The following is an 18,947-nucleotide window of genomic DNA, read 5'->3' as shown; positions in this document are numbered from 1 at the left end:
GAGGCACTCAGAACAAAGAGCGCAGCCACGCGCGCCAGCCCACCACCGCGCGCACCCGGGCCACCGCGTCGCGATGCGCCCTGCGCGCCAACGCATGCGAGTGGAAGCCCTCCATGCCCTGCTCGGCCATAGCCAACGCAGCGCGCGCCGCGCGGGCCCCCGACTTCCGCGCGGTTTGCACCGTCCTGGCCAGCCCGAGGGCGAGCTTGAGCAGGCCATCCGTGGGCACGTGCGTCACGTCCAGCAGCGCCGCGTCCAACAAGGCTTCGGGGTCATCCCGCAGCGAGATGAAGAAGGCATGCCACACCTTCATGTGCCCGCTCGTGGGCTCCTCCGGCAGCGCCAATCCCAAAGCCAGTGCCGCCTCGGCGTCCTCGCGGCGTCCGTGCTCGTAGCAGGCCACCAGCACGTTCATCATCATCCAGGGACGCAGCTCGTCGGCGGGCTGCTCGCGCCAGTCGCGCAGCCAACGCCATGCCCGCGCCCGGCGCTGCTGCTTCATCAGCGCATAACCCACGGCGCCCCAGGTTCGCGAATGCGAGCGCAGCGGGGTCGCGTACAGGAAGACGAACAGCGCCAGCAGGACGGTGCGCCCCAGCTCACCCAGTCGCTCCACGTACACCGCCAGGGCCTCGACGCCCACGGCGCTCTCCGAGGCCAGCGCGTGCAGGCTTCCCCACACCCTCCAGGTCCACGTCCGCTCCGCGTGCTGGAGACTCCAGGCTCGCGCGAGCACCTCCGAGGTCTCGCCTCCACGCGCCGCCATCGCCGCATCCACCGCGCGCTCCATCACCGAGCCCCAGCCTCGTGAGCGCATGGCCTCCGTGCAGCGCTCCATCGCCCAGGTGCTGTCCCCCACCACCGCCAACGTCTGCTCCACATGGCGCGCGGCCGCCTTCGCGTCGCCCCGGGCACAGGCCAGCCGCACCTCACGCGCGGCCACCAACACTTCCGGGGCATGTCCCCGCGCCGCCTCCAGCGCCCGCGCCGCCTCGTCCAGCTGGCCCTGCTCCAGTCGCGCGTCGAAGAGGTGCGTCGCGGCATAGGCGTAGTCCGGCGCCAGCTCCAGCGCGCGCTCCCACCCGGCGATGGCGCTCTTCAAATCGCCCGCCTTCGCGCGCACGTCGGCCAGCCGCGCGTGCGCCACCGGGTCCTCGGGGCCCAGCTCCACCAGTGCCTCCCGCGCCTTCGTGAGGAGGGCGTCGTCCTCGAGTGACTGCGCCCACTCGCCCAGCGTCTGCCAACCCCAGCCGTAGCGAGGCGCCTCCGCGAGCACGGCCTCCATCGCCGTCACCGCGTCACGCTGCGCGCCCTTCTCGAAGAGCACCCACGCGGCCCGGCCACGCAGCGCCAAGGGAGGCTCGCCGCCGTAGGCCGCCGGTGCACAGGCCGCCAGCGCTTCGTCCAGTCGCCCCGCCTCGACGAGCATCCGTGCTCGCGCGTCGTGCGCGTCATCCATGCGAGGGAAGGACTCCAGCGCTCCGTCGAGCAGCGCCAATCGCTCCTCGCGCGTGGCCTCCCCTGCTTCCTCCAGCAGCTCCGCGAGCGCCAGCCGCGCCATGGGGTCCGGCAGGGGGCCCTCGCAGAGTTCCCGCGCGAAGGCCACCGCGTCCGCCTGCCGCTCCAGTTCCTCCGACCACTCCTGCAGCCGCGCCCAGCCCCACCCGTACGTCGGGTCCAACCGCAGCGATTCGAAGAGGCGCTCCAACGCCAGGTCATGCTCCTCCGAGCGCCACAGCAGGTCCGCCAGGAACCCCCGCGTCATGCCATCACGCGGATTCTCGCGGCCCACGCGCTCCAGCACCTCGCGCGCCTGGGCCACCTCGCCCACGCGCTCCAGCAGCTCCGACAGCTCGCACGCCGGACGCGTCCAGCCCGGCGAGTGCCGACACGCCGCCTCCAGCGCCTCACGCTCACCCGCGTCGTCCTCGCGTGCCCGGTGGACCAGCGCGCGCTCCAGCCACACCGGCGCCAGCATCGCGAAGCGCGTGGTGGCCTGCTCCGCCACGCGCGCCGCCTCGTCCAGGTCCCGCGCGCGCAGCAACTGACGCAGCCGCGCCACCCACGCCTCCCAGCAGTCGGGGTGGCGCTGGAGCAGGCCCTCCAGACAGGCCCCCAGCTCCTCGGTCGACAGCACGTCGCCCGCCACCTTCTCGAAGGCCAGCACCGAGTCATCGAGCTGCGCCATGCCCTCCAGCGACTCGCGCACGAAGGCCAGCGAGGCTCGCCGCGCCTCGGGCGTCGTCGCCAGTGCCATCAGCGCGTGCATCCCGGGCCGGGAGGGTTGAATCCTCAGGGACTCGCGGTAGGCGACCTCCGCCTCGGCGTTGCGTCCACACGCCTCCAGAATCTGTCCTCGGCAGTAGTGCAGCGACGGGTGGCGCGGCTCCAGCGCCTCCGCGCGCACCAGCTCCTCCAGCGCCTCCTCGCGGCGTCCCTGGTCCGACAACATCGACGCGCGCTCGCGCCGGGCCCACGCGTCCTCCGGGTGCGCGGACAGGAAGGCCTCCAGTGCATCGAAGGCCGCCGACGGCGCGTGCTCCCGAGTCCACGCGACGCGCAGTTGCAGCAGGCCCGCGTGAAGAGGGAAGCGCGCGCACACCGCATCCAGGTGCGCCTTCGCCTCCGGAGCACGGCCCAGGTCGGTGAGCAACCGCACCCGCTCCCGGTGCGCATCCGAGGGCAGCGGCTCGCGTGCGAGCACCTGCTCCCAATGCCCCAGCGACACCGCGAGCTCTCCGCGCGCGGACGAAAGGATGGCGGCGGCACGGTGCCACGCCACGTCCCGCACCCGGCCCTCCGCCGAGCGCAGGTGACGCGACGCCGCCTCCTCGTTGCCCAGGCGCGAGTGCATCTCCGCGGCGAAGAGGGCCAGCTCTCCATCCTCGGGCCGCAGCGAGCACGCCTGCTCCAGCAACTCGAGCGCCTCCAGCGGCCGGCTCAGCTCCTCCAGCGCGCGGCACAGCGTGCGCGCGGGCGCGGCGTTGCGCGCACCGAAGCGCTGGAAGCGGTCCGTCACGAAGTCCAGCGCGCGCGCCGTCTCTCCTCGCGCCTGGGCCGCCACGAAATAGCTCCAGGCATACCCCTCGCTCAGCTTCTCCAGGCACGCCGCCGCGCGGTACAGCCGCAGCGCCTGGTCCCGACGGAGCTGGGAGTCACGCAGCTGTGCCAGCGAGCGATACGTGGGCGCGAAGGTGGGGTGCATGCGCAAGGTGCGAGCCAGCAGTCGCTCCGCCTCGGCCTCCTCGCGCGCGTCTGTCATCAGCTCGGCCGCCAGCGCATGCCACAGGATGGGGTGCGCCTTCTTCTCCCGAGCGCGCTCGCGCAGCACGCCAAGCAGCTCCTCGCGGCGGCCCAGTTCGTTCAGGCAGCCCAGCCACGACATCAGGTAGTTGAGGTTGTCGGGGTACGCCTCGCGCAGCCCGCTCAGCGCCGCCAGCGCGTCCAGCGTGCTGTCGTCGTAGCCGGCCAGCGCGCGCTTCGCCTGCCACGTCAGCCGGTGCCCGGGCGCGTCGCGCTCCATCGACTCCAGCACGCCCGTCGCCGCCGTCCGGTCATTCGCCACCAGCGCCGCGTCCATCTGGTGGAGCGCGTCGTACAGCGAGGCCTCCGGCAGCTCCACCGCGTCCAGCCGCGCGGTCTGCGCCACGGGCACCAGCGCCATGCCGCGCGGACCGCAGGAGGCGTAGTGCGCCAGCGCCTTCTCCGTGTCGAACTCCACGAGGTGGCGCGTGGACGGGTCTCTCACCAGCAGCGTGCCCCGGCGCTCGTCGTAGCCCACCACGGCCTGCAGGTGGCTGTTGCCCGGCTCCTGCGTGGTGAGCGTGAAGGCGATGCCCTGGTCCAGGAGCGCGCGGGCGCTGTCCCAGGTGACGCGGAACTCGCGCACGTGCCAGCCCGTGGTCGCCGCCCAGTGGCGCTCCTGGTACGCGGGCGTCCCGTCGTAGCAGATGGACTCCGCCACCTGCAGGTGCTCCACCGGTACGTCCCACAGCGCCGCCACCGAGGCCAGCGTCGCGGGCGCACACGTCTTGTGGTGCTGCCGCACGAAGCGCACGGGCAACAGCCGCCGACGGCCCTCCGTGCTCGCCGCCATCCGCTCCGCCACCTGGGCGTGGAAGGGAGAGCCACTCAGTTGGGCCAGGTCGATGGCCCGCTGCACATCCCCGCGCAGGTAGGCCGTGTCCGAGCACATGGACATCAGCATCGAGAAGTTCTTCGACTCCAGCCTCGGTGCCAGCAGCAACGCGCGCTCCCAGCTCGCCCAGGCGTCGTCGTACAGGCCCAGCTCCTCCTGGAGACGCGCGAGCTGTCCCGACACCGCCGAGCACTCCAGCCGCTGTGACGCCGTCGACAGCAGCTCCAGCGCCTCCGCGTCCTGCCCCAGGTGGGTGAGGAGGCTCCCCGCCGTGTGCACGGCCGGGCGATAGAAGGGGTGCAGCGAGAGCGAATACCGCACCGCCTCGAGCGCCTCTTCACGCCGGTCCTGTTCCTCCAGGAGCGACGCGCGCACCACGTGGACCCAGGGATGTTCGGGGACGAGGGTGAGCGCCTCCTTCACCCAGCGCTCGGCGTCCTCGAAGTCGCGAAGGACGACGAGCGCCTCCGCGCGGGCGAGCAGCAGATCCGCGCGCTGCTCCAGCGAAGCGGACTCCAGGTCCGCCGCGCCCTCCAGGAAGTCCAGCACGGCCAGTGGGCCCTTGCGGCGCGCGAGCAGTGCCGAGAAGTAGTAGCGGGCCTCCGCGTGATTCGGCGACTCGCGGAAGGCGCGCGTCCACTGGAGACAGGCCGCGCGCGAGGCGCCGAGCTGGTGCAGCAGTCGCCCCGCCAGCACCCGCGCCCGAGGCCCGGTCCACCGCTCCAGGGGCACGCCCGCTTCGGTCAGCCGGTACGCCTGGACATAGAGGCCCTGCTCGTAGAGGTCCCGCACCCGCGCATACAGGTCGGGCGTCACGGACTCGATGGGCGGATTCGAGAGGAAGAGAGGGGCCGGCGAGAGGACGGAGGACAGAGATGGATCAGGGCGCATCGGCGGGTCAGGACGCCGCGAGGATGACCGCCTGACAGCGACCTCCCAACCCTCCCAGCGCCCTCGACATCCTAGCCCTGTCCGTCATGGCGGCGGGCATGGCCTGACCTGTCGGAAGCCATGTCGGAGGCCCCATCGCCCGAGGATTCCCTGGGAATCCAGGCGCCATCCCACACCCGACGTCACACCGGGATGTCCTTCCACGGCCGGATGGACAGCGAGGCGCGGAACATCTCGATGACGAGGTTCATCTCCCACGGCGTGCGCGTGTCCTTCAGCGCGTCCAGGTACAGACAGCGCCGCGCCACGGGCGTCAAATCGAACGCCCAGTACATGCTCATCAGCGGGTTGATCCACAGCGTGCTGCCCTGGGTGCGCTGCGTGCGATGCACGTCGCCATAGTCCCCCTCCAGCGCCGACACCACGGAGAGCGAGACGATGCTCGGCGAGCGGGACATCTGCTCACAGACGTAGCCCACGGCTTCCTTGTACAGCGCCACCTCCGGCATCGCCTCCAGGAGCGCGGTGACACCCAGGTAGCCACCCTCCTTGCTCAGCGCCGCCACCGCCTCCAGGAAGTGCGCGTGGCAGACGCCATGGTGGGTATCCACCCCGAAGCCCAGGCACACCGCCAGCTTGTCGCTCACCGGCAGCGCATGCACCGCCCCCAGGCTCGCGATGTCCTCCTGCGGCGTGCCCAGGCCCACCTCGTCCCCGCGCATCAGGATGTCCGTGCCCCCATCCACCAGCACCACCGCGTCGAACCCCAGGTGCGCGTGCAGCGCGGCATACGCCTCCCGCAGCGGCGCCATCCCGGTCTGCTCGAAGCAATAGAGGGGCACCTGCTCACCCCGGCGCTCGAACCAGCGTGCCAGCCACCCCTCGGGGAAGTAGTACCCCCGCCCCTCGGTGGAGGCGTCCACCCGGAACACGCCGGGCACCGGCCGCTCACACTCCAGCGCCTCCAGCCGCGTGAAGCTGAGGTTCGCCAGCGTCACCGTCTTCCCCAGCGCGCGCAGCCGGAAGTACAGCGGCAGCCCGCTGAACACATCGAAGCCACCCCCACCGCCCGCGATGAGCACGTGACGGGCCGACGCGAGCCGCTCCAACAGGGGCGAAGTGAACAAGTCCATGGGGCGAAGTCCTTTCCCGAAGCACCGCCAATACCGCGCTTACGGCGCCATCCCGGCCGCTCCGGTATATAGCGCCGCCATGTCCACCCTCATCCTCAGCGCGAAAGAGCTGCGCGGCCTCTACACCGTCGAGCTCGGCCTGGACGCCGTCGAGCGGGCCTTCCGGGCCCACGGTCGTGGCGAGTCGCTCATGCCTCCCAAGGTGTACCTCTCCCTGCCGCAGTACGACGGCGACTTCCGCGCCATGCCGGCGTTCCTCGACGGCGCCGCGGGCGTGAAGTGGGTCAACGCCCATCCCCAGAACCCCAAGAAGCACGGCCTGCCCACCGTGCGCGCCCTCTACATCCTCAGCGACCCGGACACCGCGTCCCCGCTCGCCATCCTCGACGGCACGCTGCTCACCGCCTGGCGCACCGGCGCCGCTGGCGGCGTCGCATCCAAGTTCCTCGCGAAGCCCAAGCCCCGCACCCTCGGCCTCGTCGGCTGTGGCGTGCAGGCCCGCGTCCTCATCGACGCGCACCGCGCCATCTTCGGCGAGCTGGAGCTGCTCCTGGCCGACGTCTCGGAGGTCTCCGCCAAGGCCCTCCAGGCCGAGAAGGGTGGCCGCGTGGTCAGCCTCCAGGAAGCCTCCGGCGCGGACATCGTCTGCACCTCCACGCCCTCGCGCACCCCCGTGGTGAAGCGCGAGTGGCTCAAGCCCGGCGCGCACATCAACGCCATGGGCGCGGATGCCCCCGGCAAGCAGGAGCTGGACCCACGCATCCTCACCGAGGGCCGCGTCTTCATCGACGACACCGACCAGGCCCTCCACTCCGGCGAGGTCAACGTCCCCCTGCATGACGGCCTGCTGCGCGCCGAGCAGATCGCCGGCACCCTCGGAGAGGTCGTCGCCGGCAAGAAGCCCGGCCGCGCCGGAGACGAAGTCACCATCTTCGACTCCACCGGCCTCGCGCTCCAGGACGTCGCCCTCGCCCGCGCCCTCTACGACGTCGCGCGGACCCGAGGCGTCGGCCAGACGCTCGACATCGTCGGCGGCTGAGCCTCGACCGACTCACGGCCCCCTGCGCGCGAGCCTCTGCATCCAGGCTCGCGTCCGCGGGCTCGCGGGGCGGCTGGGATGACGCCCGGCTCGGGCTGAACACCCGCCCCACCGTCGGCGCCACCCTCGCCTTCGGCCTGGGACAACCCCACCAGACGCCCGAGTCACCCGCCTCCCACGCTCCCGGGTCTTTCACGACCACAGGCGATGCACGGCCCTCTCATAGAGGGTGGGTGTCACTCAAAACCCCGTTATCACTGGGACTGTCCGATTTTCGGCTACTGGACAATTTCAGCAACCTTGCAGTATTTCACGAATACGCGCTGCCTGTGGGGGGGGCCACTCACTCTTTGGACACACCCGTTCGGACAGGAACCCTGGAGGGATTCCGGCTCCGGAACGGCACGGCCACGTCCCAGAGCCCCGAAAGGTGTCGCGCACGGCGCCAATGGCTGGCGCCAGCCATCCACCTCTTCGGAGCACCATGTCTTCCCTTGCTACCTCGTCGCGGCGTCCCGCGCGGCGGCCGGCCCTGTTGGGCCTGCTGACGCTCGTCGTCGCCTTCTTGTCCGCGCCCGCGTCGGCGCAGACGCAGACCAACACCCAGTCCACCCAGCGCGCCATCAACTTCCTGAGCGCGGACGTGTCCAACTGGGTCACCGCCAACGGCTGCGCGGCCTGTCACCGCGTGGGCGCCACGACGTTCGGCATCGCCGCGGCGCGCGCCAACGGCTACGACATGAACGTCGTCGCCTCCAACGGCCGGACGAACCAGTTCAACCTGGAGTTCCTCGGCCAGCGCATCAAGAACGAGCAGCTCGCCAACGGCTCGTGGATTCACGAGGGCGCCTCGTTCCGCAACGAGAAGACGTCCTACGCCACGTTCGGCCTGGCCGGGTATGACCAGAACGTCTCCACGCAGTACAGCGCGACGCTGGTGGCCGCGGCCAACTGGGCGCTCGCCACGCAGGAGGCCAGTGGCCGGTGGGCGTCCGACCACGCCAGCTTCCCGGTGGACCACGGCAGCCTGCCCACCACCGCGCGCATCATGACGGGCATCGCCCAGGCGAAGCAGCGCGTGGACCCGGCCAGGGCCGCCGCATACCAGGCCGCGCTGGACCGCTCCGCCGCGTACATCCGGGCCAACCTGGACAACGGCGACACGTCCGCCACAGGCAACGGCATGCCGTACACCTTCCAGGTCGCCTGGGCCGTGGTGGGCCTGAAGGCCGCGGGCCCCGGCCCGGCCAACGCGAATGTCACCGCCATCAACACCCTGGCCAACCGGCTGCTCACCCGCGTCTCGCCCGGCAACCCGGGCTGGGGAGACTTGCCCAACGCCGCCGCCAACGACGTGGCCACCGGCAGCGCCATCTACGCGCTGTGCCTCGCCGGCCGCGAGCCCGCCACGGACCCGCGCGTGCGCAGCAGCATCGAGTGGCTGAAGACGCGCCAGTCCGCCGACGGCAGCTGGCGCACCGGCTCCGCGACGTTCGACATCCCCACCACCTTCGCGTCGCTGGGCCTGTCCTGCTACGGCGACTTCAGCGTGCACGTCACCGTGGTGGGCGCGGCCCGCAAGGAGCTGGTCATCGGCTCGCAGCAGGCGCAGCAAGTCACCTTCACCTTCAACGTGAAGAACCACGGCTATCAGGCGGACACCTATACGCTGAGCACCACGGGCGGCCTGCCCGGCTGGACGTCGTTCCCCACGCCCGTCAGCCTGTTCCTGGCCGCGGGTGACGAGAGCACCGTCACCGTCACCGTCACCGCGCCCGCGGGCCTGATTCCCGCGCTCACGTCGGAGTTCACGCTGGTCGCCGCCTCGGGTGGCGCGCCGGGCGTGTCCGGTTCGGCCCGCGTCAACGCGTACACCCCGCCGCTGCCTCCCGTCACCGGCCTGCCCACCGTCACCACCATCCAGGCGCCCGCCGTCAACGCGCACATCACCATTGGCACGGGCAATGTGCTGTCCGCGCGCGTGCGTGACTCGAACAACCTGCCCGTCGTCGGACCCAACCGCGGCGTCGTCACCTTCTACGTCGCGGGCGTGCCCGTGGGCGGAGACGCGGACGTGGATGGCGATGGACTCTTCACCTTCAACTGGGTGCCGCCCACCGACACGTGGACGGTGACGGGCTCGCAGGACTTCCGCGCGGTGTACTCGGGCGTGGAGCTGGCGCCGCCCCTGGCCAACCTGCTGGGCAGCACCGACGCGCGCACCGTCATCATCGACGCGTTCCCGCATGACACGCCGTCGGTCACCATCGGCAACCCGCCGGCCTTCACGCAGGAGACGACGCTGGACATCTGGGGCTATGCCACGCCGCGCGCGCCCGGCGCCGTCATCACCTACGCCGCCTTCATCATCAACGGCGCGACGACCATCCCCCTCACGCCCGGCAACGGTGGCCTCATCTACACCACCATCACCCTGACCGAAGGCCCCAACATCATCCAGCTCACCGCGCGCGACAGCTTCGGTGGCGTCACCACCAAGCAGGTCAACCTCACGGTGGACCGCGTGCCGCCCGTCCTCACCATCCTGGCGCCCACCAACGGCGCGGCGCTCAGCGGACTGAACGTCACGGTGACGTCGTCGGTTCAGGACCAGACGCCGGTGCGCGTGGAGACGCAGTGGGTGGCCACGTCGCTCCTGGAGTTCGGCAACGGCACGGTGGAGCACACGGTGCCGATGAACTACGGCGACCAGGTCATCCTGGTGCGCGCCACGGACAGCGCCTTCAACGTGACGGAGAAGCTGGTGTTCATCTGGGTGGACCCGGGCTCGCCCGTGGTGAGCACCAACCCGGCGGACAACCAGCTCTACGGCCCGCTGGCGAACAACGCCCTGACGTACACCGTCAACGTCCAGTCGCTCTCCGCGACGACGGTGCGCATCAACGGCGGCGCGCCCATCGCGGTGGGACGCGGCGGCGGCGCGGTGCAGACGACGCTCACCCTCAGCCCGGGCGTCAACAACCTCTCCATCGTCACCCTGAGCGAGACGGGCGTCTCCTCCACCCTCACGCGTCGGGTGAACTACGACGTGCAGGCCCCCACCGCCACGCTGCTCGCGCCCACCACGGGCAGCACCGTCAGCAGCACCATCACTCTGCGCGCTCGCGTCACCGACAACTTCGGCCCGGTGTCCAACATCGGCTTCAGCCGCGACATGTCCGGCATCCGTCAGGGCACGCTCCAGCCGGACGGCAACTGGACGGCGCTGCTCGACACCACGGAGCTGCTCGACGGCGCGCACACCATCGACGTGTGGATGAGCGACGGCGTGGGTAACTCCACCGTCCAGCGCTTCAACTTCTTCGTCGACAACTGATGCACCTCCCCGCGCTCGGGGTGGCCTCGAAGGACGGAGGCCCTCCCGGGCGACGGGGTCGTCGTTTCACCCCCTCAGCCCAGCAGCTCGGCCAGCACCGTGTGGCCCTTCTGACGGGCCCGCGTCCCGTTGGAAGCGCGCATGCACTCCTCGCGCTCCCGGAACCCGAGGACATTCGCCCGGGTGCGCGTGCTCCGCATCCAGGTTCGCGAGAACCCGAGAACCTCTGGGGACAAGAGGACAGGCGGCCCGCCTCGAGTGATGGGCAGACGAGTCCACGGGCGCGGAGCCTGGACGCCAGGGTGCCTAGGTTGGACACGCGTGGGCCCTCCGCGCGACACCCCGCCAGACCCCGAGGTTGGACCTCCCGGCGTGAACGTCACGCGCAAGTTCCACCACTCCGTCGCGGACTACCTGCGCGACCTCACCCGGGTGGAGAAGCGCTTCTGGGTGCTGGTGGTGGCGGTGGGTCTCATCGCGGGGCTGGGCGCGGTGGGGTTGCTCAAGGTGCTGCGCTTCACCCAGGAGCTCTTCTGGCGGAGCGCATCGGAGGACTTCCTGTCCGGAGTCGCGGCGGCGCCCACGTGGCGGCGACTGCTCATCCCTGTGCTGGGCGGGGCGCTGGTGACGTTGTTGTCGCTCGTCGTCGGTCAGCCGCTGCGGGGCCACGGCACCGCGGGCATCATCGAGTCCATCTGGGTGCGCTCGGGACGACTGCCCCTGCCGCGCGCGCTGTTGCGCGGGTTCGTCTCCATCCTCGCCGTGGCCATGGGTGCGCCCCTGGGCCGTGAGGGCGCGCTGCTGTCCACAGGGGCGGCGAGCGGCTCGTCGCTCGCCCGGTGGCTCCGGTTGGGTCCGGGACAGGCTCGCCTGCTGGTGGCGTGCGGGGCTTCGGCCGGCATGGCGTCCGCGTACAACGTGCCCATCGGCGCGGCCCTCTTCGGGCTGGAGGTGCTGCTGGGCAGCTTCGCGCTGGAGCTGTTCGGCCCCATCGTCGTCTCCTGCGTGGTGGCCACGCTCGTCTCGCGCCTGCTCATCGCGGACCACCCCAGCTACGTCATCCCCGACTATGCGCTCCTGCACCCGCGCGAGCTGCTCCTGGCGGTGGTGCTGGGCGCGGTGCTCGGCGTCGCCTCCGCGTTCTACGTGCGGGGCGTCAACGTGATGTCGGATTTGCTGGACCGCGCCGCGTCGTGGCTCGCGCCGTTCCTGCCGCTGCTGGCGATGACGTTCGTGGGAATCACAGCGGTGTGGCTGCCCCAGTTGCTGGGAAACGGCTACGACGCGGTGAACTCGGCGCTGCTGGGGCGACTGCCCTTCGCGCTGCTGCTCGTGTTGCCCCTGGCGAAGCTCGCGCTGACGTCGCTGTGCGCGGGCGCGGGGGTGCCGGGCGGACTCTTCACGCCGTCGCTGTTCTACGGCGCGCTGCTGGGCGGCGCCTTCGGGATGATGGCCGAGCGGCTGCTTCCCGGCGGTGCCCCCAGTGGGGCGTATGCGCTGCTGGGCATGGGGGCGGTGCTGGCGGGGACGACGCATGCGTCGGTGTCCGCGGTGCTGCTCATCTTCGAGATGACCGGTGACTATCCGCTGGTGTTGCCGCTGATGCTCAGCGCGGTGGTGGCCGCCGCCGTCAGCCGGCGACTGGAGCCCGAGTCGCTCTACACATCCGTGCTCAACCGTCGCAACGTGCGCATGCCGGCCACCATCCCCCATTGGCTGCGACAGGAGGGCGCGCGGGCGTTGCTGAAGCCCGTGAGCCAGCGCGTATCGCCCTCGGCGCCGTTCCAGGAAGTGGTCGCGTTGCTGCTGGAGGCACCCGCGGGGGAGGACCTCTACGTCACGGATGAAGAGGGCCGGTACCGGGGCATGCTGGTGCTGGATGCGCTCAAGGGGCATGTGCCGGACCACGCGCTGCTCCAGGCGACCATCGCCGAGGACGTCATGGACACGCAGGTGCAGCCCATCACACCCGAGCTGTCGCTGGGAGAGGTGGCCTCCCGGTTCGCGCGGACGGCGCTCGAGCGGCTGCCCGTGGTGGACGGCGGCCGTCGGCTGCTCGGAACCATCTCCAAGAGAGACGTGTTGAGCCAGGGTACTTTCTGAGGTCGAGGGCCCCCCGTGGACGAGCCAAAGGGACTGCGCGGACCCGCACGCGCGTGGAGCATCGTCGTGATGTCCCTGCTGTGCATCGTGCTGGGCACCGTGTTGCTGCGCGAGCCCACGCCCGCCGCGCCCCGGAGCACACCCCGCGTCGAGGAGCCCACCGAGGCACCGCCCCCGCTCACGCCCGAGGAGCGCCGCTCCATGTACCGCGCATGGCCCCTGTTCGAGGGCTGGCCGCTGCCCCAGCTTCCGGCCGGCGACCTGGAGCCGGAGCAGCCGTCGCGGCCCGCGCCACGTGAGGACGAGTCACCCGCTCGAAAGACCGGGGAATGACGGAGCCTCGCGAGCCGAAACGAAAGCCGCTCCAACTCCGCGCGAGGGAGAAGCAGCTCGCCCGCTCTCCGACCCTGGCGCCGAGCCCAGGGCCCGGGGCTTGTTTCACAATGACTGTCATTCGGGATTCCACGGACTCGATGACACGACTCGTGGATTCCTCTCTCCAGCCCCGGCGCTGACACTCCTTCCTGTTTTCAGACATGCGTCATCCACGCTCTGAGCACGGCGCGACTTCACGTTCCGCCCTCTCGCGCGGAGGGGCGCGGACACTCGTGTGGCTTTGTTTGTGATGAGGCCCGCACGCGCGATGATTCGTCTCAGGCGCCAAGGCACCTGGGCGTGAAACACGCGCGGTCCGGCCCATGGGTACACACGTTCGATGCTCTTCCGCGCGCTCTCGCTTCGTCCTGTCTCGTCCGCCTCGCTGGGGCTCGTGCTCACGCTGCTGTTGTCCGTCACGTCGGCGCGCGCGGCCACCAACGCGGAGGCGGCGCAGAAGGCGCTCGACTTCGTCAGCGCGGACGCGGTGGGGTGGTCGGGCATCTTCGGCTGCACCGCCTGTCACCGGCATGGCGCGGCCCTCTACGGCCTGGCCCACGCGGGCGCCTCCGGCTTCGACCTGGAGGCCGTCACGCGCAACGGCCGCACCAACCGCGAGAACATGGAGACGATGGCGCGGGACCTCCAGGCGCAGCAGGAGCCCGACGGCTCGTGGATTCACGAACGCATCCACTACCGCAACGCGCGCTCCAGCTACTCGGCCTTCGGGCTCGCCGGCTACGACGCGAAGGTGGGCACGCGCTACACGGAGGCGCTGGTGCGCGCGGCCGACTGGGCGGTGAGCACCCAGGAGCTGAGTGGCCGGTGGGTGGAGGACTTCCCCTTCGAGCCCGTGGGTGCCTCCAACATGGGCATCACCGCGCGGCTGATGACCGCCGTGGCCCAGGCTCGCGAGCGCGTGGACCCGGCCAGGGCCGCGCGCTACCAGGAGTCGCTGCAACGCGCCGCCGCGTACATCCGCGCGCACCTGGATGACATGACCGACGGGCCGCTGGAGGACAGCCAGCGCTACACGTTCCAGGTGGCCTGGGCCGCCGTGGGCATGAAGGTCGCCGGCCCCGGTGAGCAGGGCGAGAACACCGCCGCGCTCGACTCACTGGCCTCGCGACTGCTCGCGACGAGAGCCCTTGGTGATGCACCGGGCTGGGGCAACCTGGACGGCGCACCCGCGGACGAGACGTCCACCAGTCTGGCGCTGTACGCGCTGTGCCTCGCGGGCCGCAAGCCGGGCGCGGATGGACGGATGACCCAGGCGCTCGACTGGCTCAAGTCGCGACAGGCCGAGGACGGGAGCTGGGGCGTGGGCACGCGCTATCCGGACATCCCCACCACCTTCGGCGCGCTCGCGCTCGCGTGCTTCGGGGACTACAGCGTCAGCGTCGCCGTGGACGGCGCTCCGAGCAGGCCGCTGGAGCAGGACCTGCCGCGAGTCCAGAGCGCCACGTACACGCTCACCGTGCGCAACCATGGCTACAAGGCGGACACGTACACGCTCGACACGCAGGGTGGGCTGACGGGATGGACGGCGACGATTGCCCCCACCACGTTGGAGCTGGGTCCCGACGCCGAGGCCACCGTCACGCTCACCGTGTCCGCGCCTCCGGGGCTCGCGCCGTCCCTCTCGTCGGGCGTCATGGTGGTGGCCGCGTCGGACAGCACGCACGGCGTGAAGGGCTCCGTGCTCGTCACCACGTACACGAATCCGCCGCCGCCCACCCAGGGCCTGCCGACCACCACCACCGTGGAGTCACCCGTGGACGGACAGCTCACGGTGGCGCTGGACAACGTGCTCTCCGCGCGAGTGACAGGTGAGGACGGCTGGGAGGCGCGAGGCCCGGGTCTGGGTGTGGTGACGTTCATGGTGGCGGGTGTCACCGTGGGCGCGGACAACGACGCGGATGGCGACGGCGTGTACTCGCTCGTGTGGCGACCGCGTGCGACGTGGGACGTGCTGGGGGCCTCGGATGTGCGCGCGGTGTACTCGGGCGTGACGCTCCAGCCGATGCGGGACAACCGACTGGGCAGCTCCTCCTCGCGCGCGGTGGAGATTCTGCCGTCGCCCTATCCTCGACCCTCGGTGACGCTGTGCGGGCTGCCCGGCTTCACGAGTGATACCTCCGTGGGCGTGTGTGGCTTCGTGACGGCCCTGGCCCCGGGTGCCTCCATCGAGTCCGTGGCCTTCCTCCTCCACGGCGAGCGCTACCCGGTGGTGCCAGACTTCAGCGGCGGCTTCGTGTGGACAGAGCTTCCGCTGCGCGACGGAGCGAACGTCATCCGGCTGGTCGCCATGGACACGCTGGGCGGACAGGCGAGCCAGGAGGCGACGGTGATGGTGGATGCCACCGCGCCCGAAATCACGGTGCTCTCGCCCGAGGAGGACTCGACGCTGGCGGACGGACAGGTGGAGGTCCGCGTGGTGGTGCGTGACTGGTCGCCGGTGCGCGTGGAGACGAACTGGGTTCACGTCACGGACCTCCCCGCCGGCGGTGGCGCGGTGACGCACACGGTGGGGCTCTCACAGGGGGCGAATGACGTCCTGATTCGCGCGACGGACGCGGTGGGCCATGTGACGGAGCGAGTGGTGCGCGTCTGGGTGGATGCGCAGGCGCCGTGGGTGGCCACGGGGCTTCCGGACGGGTGGCTCGTGGGGCCGCAGCCCGATGACATCCTGGCCTACGACCTCGGCGTGTACGCGGAGTCGGCGACCCGGGTGGAGGTGAGCCCCGGCGGAGGCATGTACTCGCTGCCGCGCGGGGGTGGCGGAGTGCAGGCGCTGCTGCCCTTGAGGCCGGGTGACAACGTGTTCACGCTGACCGTGACGAACGAGGCGGGCCTGCGCACGACGCTCACTCGCACGGTGCGCTACGACAACGCGCCTCCCGTGGCGGAGCTGCTGATTCCCCAGGCGGAGGGGACGTACAGCGGCGTGGTGACGTTGACGGCGCGCGTGACGGACGCGGTCAGCGGCGTGCGGAGCGTGGCCTTCACACGAGACGGCTCGGGCATTCGCGGCGCGACGCTGAACGCGGAGGGCCTGTGGACCGCGGAGTTGGACACGCGCGAGCTGATGGACGGCGCGCACACCGTGGAGGTCTGGCTGGAGGACCCCGCGGGGAACTTCGCCCTCCAGACGTTCCCCTTCTTCACGCACAACGCGCCGTAGCGCACGAGCACGCGGCTAGGGACGGGCCCGAGACAGCCGGCGCATCAGCTCCGAGTGCGCGGGGTGCTCGGACACCAGCGACTCCGGGGTCGGCATCTCCCAGTCGGAGAAGTCGAAGCCCGGGGCCACCGTGCAGCCCACCAGCGAGTACGCGCCCCGAGACTCCCCTGCCTGCAACACGCCCGCGGGGACGACGACTTGAGGCTGCTCGCCCTTCGTCACGTCGCGCCCCAGCACCACTGTCTCCAGCCGTCCGTCCTCGCCCACGAGGTACAGCGCGAGCGGCGCTCCTTCGTAGAAGTGCCACACCTCGTCGGAGGTGACGGTGTGCCATGCGGCGAAGGTGTCCTGCGTCAGCAGGTAGTAGATGGCCGTGCCCGCGGAGCGAATCCCCCGAGGGGTCTCCACCTTCAGCGCCGCGCGGTACGTCTCCTTGTAGAAACCACCCTCGGGATGCGGCACGAGGCCCAGCCCGCGAATCAGCTCGTCGACCATGGGCGCAGTCTACGCGCCGTCAGCGAGGCAGCGGGGTGGCGACGTAGTCCGTCCCGTTGGCCGCGTGGCATCCATGACAGGTGTCGTGTCCCCGTCCGTAGTAGTTGTCGTCGTAGTCCGGCCCGAAGCCCTCGTAGAAGACCCAGGTGTTCTTGCCCGAGCCCTCGGACACCTTCACGTCGAGCGCGTACCCTCGCACCGTCTTCCCGTCCGACTCGAAGAGTTCCTTCACCGTGATGCTGCCCACCGGGTGCGTGGGGTTCCCCGCCTCCATCGACTGCGCCAGCATCGGGTTGAAGAACACGCGGACCTTGTCCCCGTGGGAGTTCACGGACTTGCGCGGCGCGGGCTCGGCGAGCCACTCTCGGTAGAGCCCCTGCCGCACGAAGGCGGTGATGCCCGCCTCCGACGTGTCCAGTTCCCCGACCACGCCCAGCCCTTCATCCACGGAGGAGGACGGACCACAGGCGGTCAGCAGCAGGAGCACGGCGCACGCCGCGAAGCACAGTCGCACAGGGGGACCTCGTCACGTGATGGCGGGCCATGGGCCCACCCGATGGGTGTCGTTCCCCGCTACGTCGGCGCGCGTCCCGTGGTTACAGCCCGGAGGTGCATGGATTCCAGGAGGGTCCTCCGTCCCCCAAGCGCGAGACCCTACCTGTTCCATCTTCCAACGTGGGGCCACCCTGTTAGGTTGTAACCCAGGAGGTCGTCACCCATTGTTCCAACCCAACCCCCGGGTCCTGTCGATGATTGCCCCCTTCTCCCGCCTCGCGGGCCCTCACCTGGAACGGTCGATGCGTCCGCTGTGCGACGCGTCCGCCAGGAGGACTCTCGCGAGGCACGGATGCACCCACGAGCACACCGCGTCGATGGATGACGTGGACGCGTCCCTCCCGAGGCCCGGATGGAGCGCGGGGTCCAGGCGTCTCGGACGCGCCACCGTCACGGTGCTCCGGGGGACGCCATGATGACGGGCCATCCGCTCGCGCTGCGTCCGGGGATGAAGGTGGGTCCCTGGCGTGTCCTCGCTCGGCTGGGTCAGGGTTCCTTCGGCGCGGTGTTCCAGGTGGAGCACGGCGGGCGACTGCATGCGCTCAAGTTCGCGCTGCGCGGGCCGGGCAGTGACGACCTGGACCGCACGGACGCACGGGCCATCCGGGAGCTGGCGTGTCTGCTCCATGCCGTGCATCCCCATGTCGTGCGCGTCTGGGCCCACGGGCGCTGGCCGGATGCGCGGACGGGCTACCACTACGTCGTCCTCGACTACGTGGAGGGCGCCACGCTGGCCGCCTGGGTGAAGCGCGAGGCCCCCTCCGCGCGCCGCGTGGCGCGCCTGTTCTCCCGACTCGCACTGACGCTCCAGGAACTCCACGCGCGCAGCGTCTTCCACCGCGACCTCAAGCCGTCCAACATCCTGGTGCGCGCCATCGATGACTCCCCGGTCCTGGTGGACTTCGGCAGCGCGAACCACGCCGAGTCCCTGCCACTCACCGAAGGTCCCCTCCCTCCAGGCACGCCCCAGTACCGCAGCCCGGAAGCCCTGCGCTTCCACCGCGAGCACCACTCCCAGAAGAGCGCTCGCTATGCCTTCCGCGCCACGGATGACCTCTACGCCCTGGGCGTGACGCTCCACGAGGTCCTCACGGGAACACCCGCCTTCTCGCTCACGCTCCCACGCGAGGTGCTGGCCGAGCACATCGAGACGCGCATGCCGCCACCGGCCTCCACGCTGAACGAGCACGTCCCCCTCGCACTGGAGGCCATCACCCAGCGGCTGCTCCGCAAGCGTCCCGAAGAACGGTTCCCGGATGGCGGCGCGCTGCACGATGCGCTCGAAACGGCGCTGCGCGCGGCGACGCTCGACTGGGACAGGCCCCTGTTCTCACGACCACCTCCCGAGAAGAACGCGACGGACTCCCGACGCGCCCCGGGTGATTCCTCCACCCTTGGCCCCTGGCCCACACCCCTGATCCACAGGCCCCCGAGGAGGCTGACACCTCCAAGCGGCCCCCGTTCCCAGGCGAGGCCCACGTCCTCATCCGGAGGAGGCGCACGGGCACATCCCCGCAAGGCACGCCGAGAACTCCGCATCACGCTGAGCCCCTGGATGGTGGGCGCGTGGGTCGTGTTGATCCTCCTGCTGGGGTGGGCGCTCTCGGCCCTGCGCTGCGCACCGGAGGCCGCCCTCTCTGGGACGATGGGCCCCGACGAGGTGCTCGTGGCATCACCCGCCCCGAGGTGAGTCACCC

At 70.9% G+C, this 18,947-nt stretch carries 11 protein-coding genes; 6 read left to right on the top strand and 5 right to left on the bottom strand.

Features of this window, described 5'->3' with window-relative positions:
* Nucleotides 1-7 precede the first annotated feature (7 nt).
* Entirely contained in the window at nucleotides 8-4,954 is a 4,947-nt protein-coding gene (locus HUA74_RS22300; RefSeq protein WP_174456130.1) for a tetratricopeptide repeat protein, read from the bottom strand.
* A 257-nt stretch (nucleotides 4,955-5,211) separates the two neighbouring features.
* Entirely contained in the window at nucleotides 5,212-6,162 is a 951-nt protein-coding gene (locus tag HUA74_RS22295) for a DUF1152 domain-containing protein (protein ID WP_174456129.1), read from the bottom strand.
* 79 nt (nucleotides 6,163-6,241) lie between these two features.
* Here HUA74_RS22295 and HUA74_RS22290 point away from each other — a divergent pair, with 79 nt between their 5' ends.
* Both HUA74_RS22290 and HUA74_RS22285 read left to right on the top strand, forming a co-directional pair.
* Nucleotides 6,242-7,201 carry an ornithine cyclodeaminase family protein gene (locus HUA74_RS22290; RefSeq protein ID WP_174456128.1) on the top strand — a complete coding sequence of 320 codons (960 nt, stop codon included), beginning with the start codon at nucleotides 6,242-6,244 and terminating at the stop codon, nucleotides 7,199-7,201.
* Nucleotides 7,202-7,685: 484 nt separating this feature from the next.
* Nucleotides 7,686-10,538 carry an Ig-like domain-containing protein gene (locus tag HUA74_RS22285; RefSeq protein ID WP_174456127.1) on the top strand — a complete coding sequence of 951 codons (2,853 nt, stop codon included), beginning with the start codon at nucleotides 7,686-7,688 and terminating at the stop codon, nucleotides 10,536-10,538.
* A 74-nt stretch (nucleotides 10,539-10,612) separates the two neighbouring features.
* On the opposite strand, the gene HUA74_RS46425 is transcribed toward HUA74_RS22285, so the two are convergent.
* Nucleotides 10,613-10,738, bottom strand: coding sequence for a hypothetical protein (locus HUA74_RS46425; RefSeq protein ID WP_256434696.1), 126 nt, complete (start codon nucleotides 10,736-10,738; stop codon nucleotides 10,613-10,615).
* Nucleotides 10,739-10,799: 61 nt separating this feature from the next.
* On the opposite strand from HUA74_RS46425, the gene HUA74_RS22280 reads away from it, so the two are divergent.
* The 3 genes from HUA74_RS22280 to HUA74_RS22270 all read left to right on the top strand — a co-directional run bounded on the left by HUA74_RS22280 (nucleotide 10,800) and on the right by HUA74_RS22270 (nucleotide 16,200).
* Nucleotides 10,800-12,641 carry a chloride channel protein gene (locus tag HUA74_RS22280; protein WP_174456126.1) on the top strand — a complete coding sequence of 614 codons (1,842 nt, stop codon included), beginning with the start codon at nucleotides 10,800-10,802 and terminating at the stop codon, nucleotides 12,639-12,641.
* A 15-nt stretch (nucleotides 12,642-12,656) separates the two neighbouring features.
* A complete protein-coding gene (locus tag HUA74_RS22275) occupies nucleotides 12,657-12,974 on the top strand; it encodes a hypothetical protein (RefSeq protein ID WP_371817286.1) in 318 nt (105 codons plus the stop codon).
* Nucleotides 12,975-13,356: 382 nt separating this feature from the next.
* Nucleotides 13,357-16,200, top strand: a complete 2,844-nt coding sequence (locus HUA74_RS22270; RefSeq protein ID WP_174456125.1) for an Ig-like domain-containing protein — start codon at nucleotides 13,357-13,359, stop codon at nucleotides 16,198-16,200.
* Nucleotides 16,201-16,215: 15 nt separating this feature from the next.
* Here the strand turns inward: HUA74_RS22270 and HUA74_RS22265 are convergent, their stop codons facing one another.
* Both HUA74_RS22265 and HUA74_RS22260 read right to left on the bottom strand, forming a co-directional pair.
* Entirely contained in the window at nucleotides 16,216-16,695 is a 480-nt protein-coding gene (locus tag HUA74_RS22265) for a cupin domain-containing protein (protein WP_174456124.1), read from the bottom strand.
* A gap of 19 nt (nucleotides 16,696-16,714) precedes the next feature.
* Nucleotides 16,715-17,209, bottom strand: a complete 495-nt coding sequence (locus tag HUA74_RS22260) for a hypothetical protein (RefSeq protein WP_174456123.1) — start codon at nucleotides 17,207-17,209, stop codon at nucleotides 16,715-16,717.
* A 453-nt stretch (nucleotides 17,210-17,662) separates the two neighbouring features.
* Between HUA74_RS22260 and HUA74_RS22255 the strand changes: the two genes are divergently transcribed.
* Nucleotides 17,663-18,940, top strand: a complete 1,278-nt coding sequence (locus tag HUA74_RS22255; RefSeq protein WP_174456122.1) for a serine/threonine-protein kinase — start codon at nucleotides 17,663-17,665, stop codon at nucleotides 18,938-18,940.
* The last annotated feature ends 7 nt before the right edge of the window (nucleotides 18,941-18,947 follow it).

The sequence above is a fragment of the Myxococcus sp. CA051A genome (assembly GCF_013336705.1).
Taxonomy (GTDB): domain Bacteria; phylum Myxococcota; class Myxococcia; order Myxococcales; family Myxococcaceae; genus Myxococcus; species Myxococcus llanfairpwllgwyngyllgogerychwyrndrobwllllantysiliogogogochensis.
The sequence above is the reverse complement of the archived record's forward strand: the minus strand, read 5'-3'. Positions and strand labels throughout refer to the sequence as shown.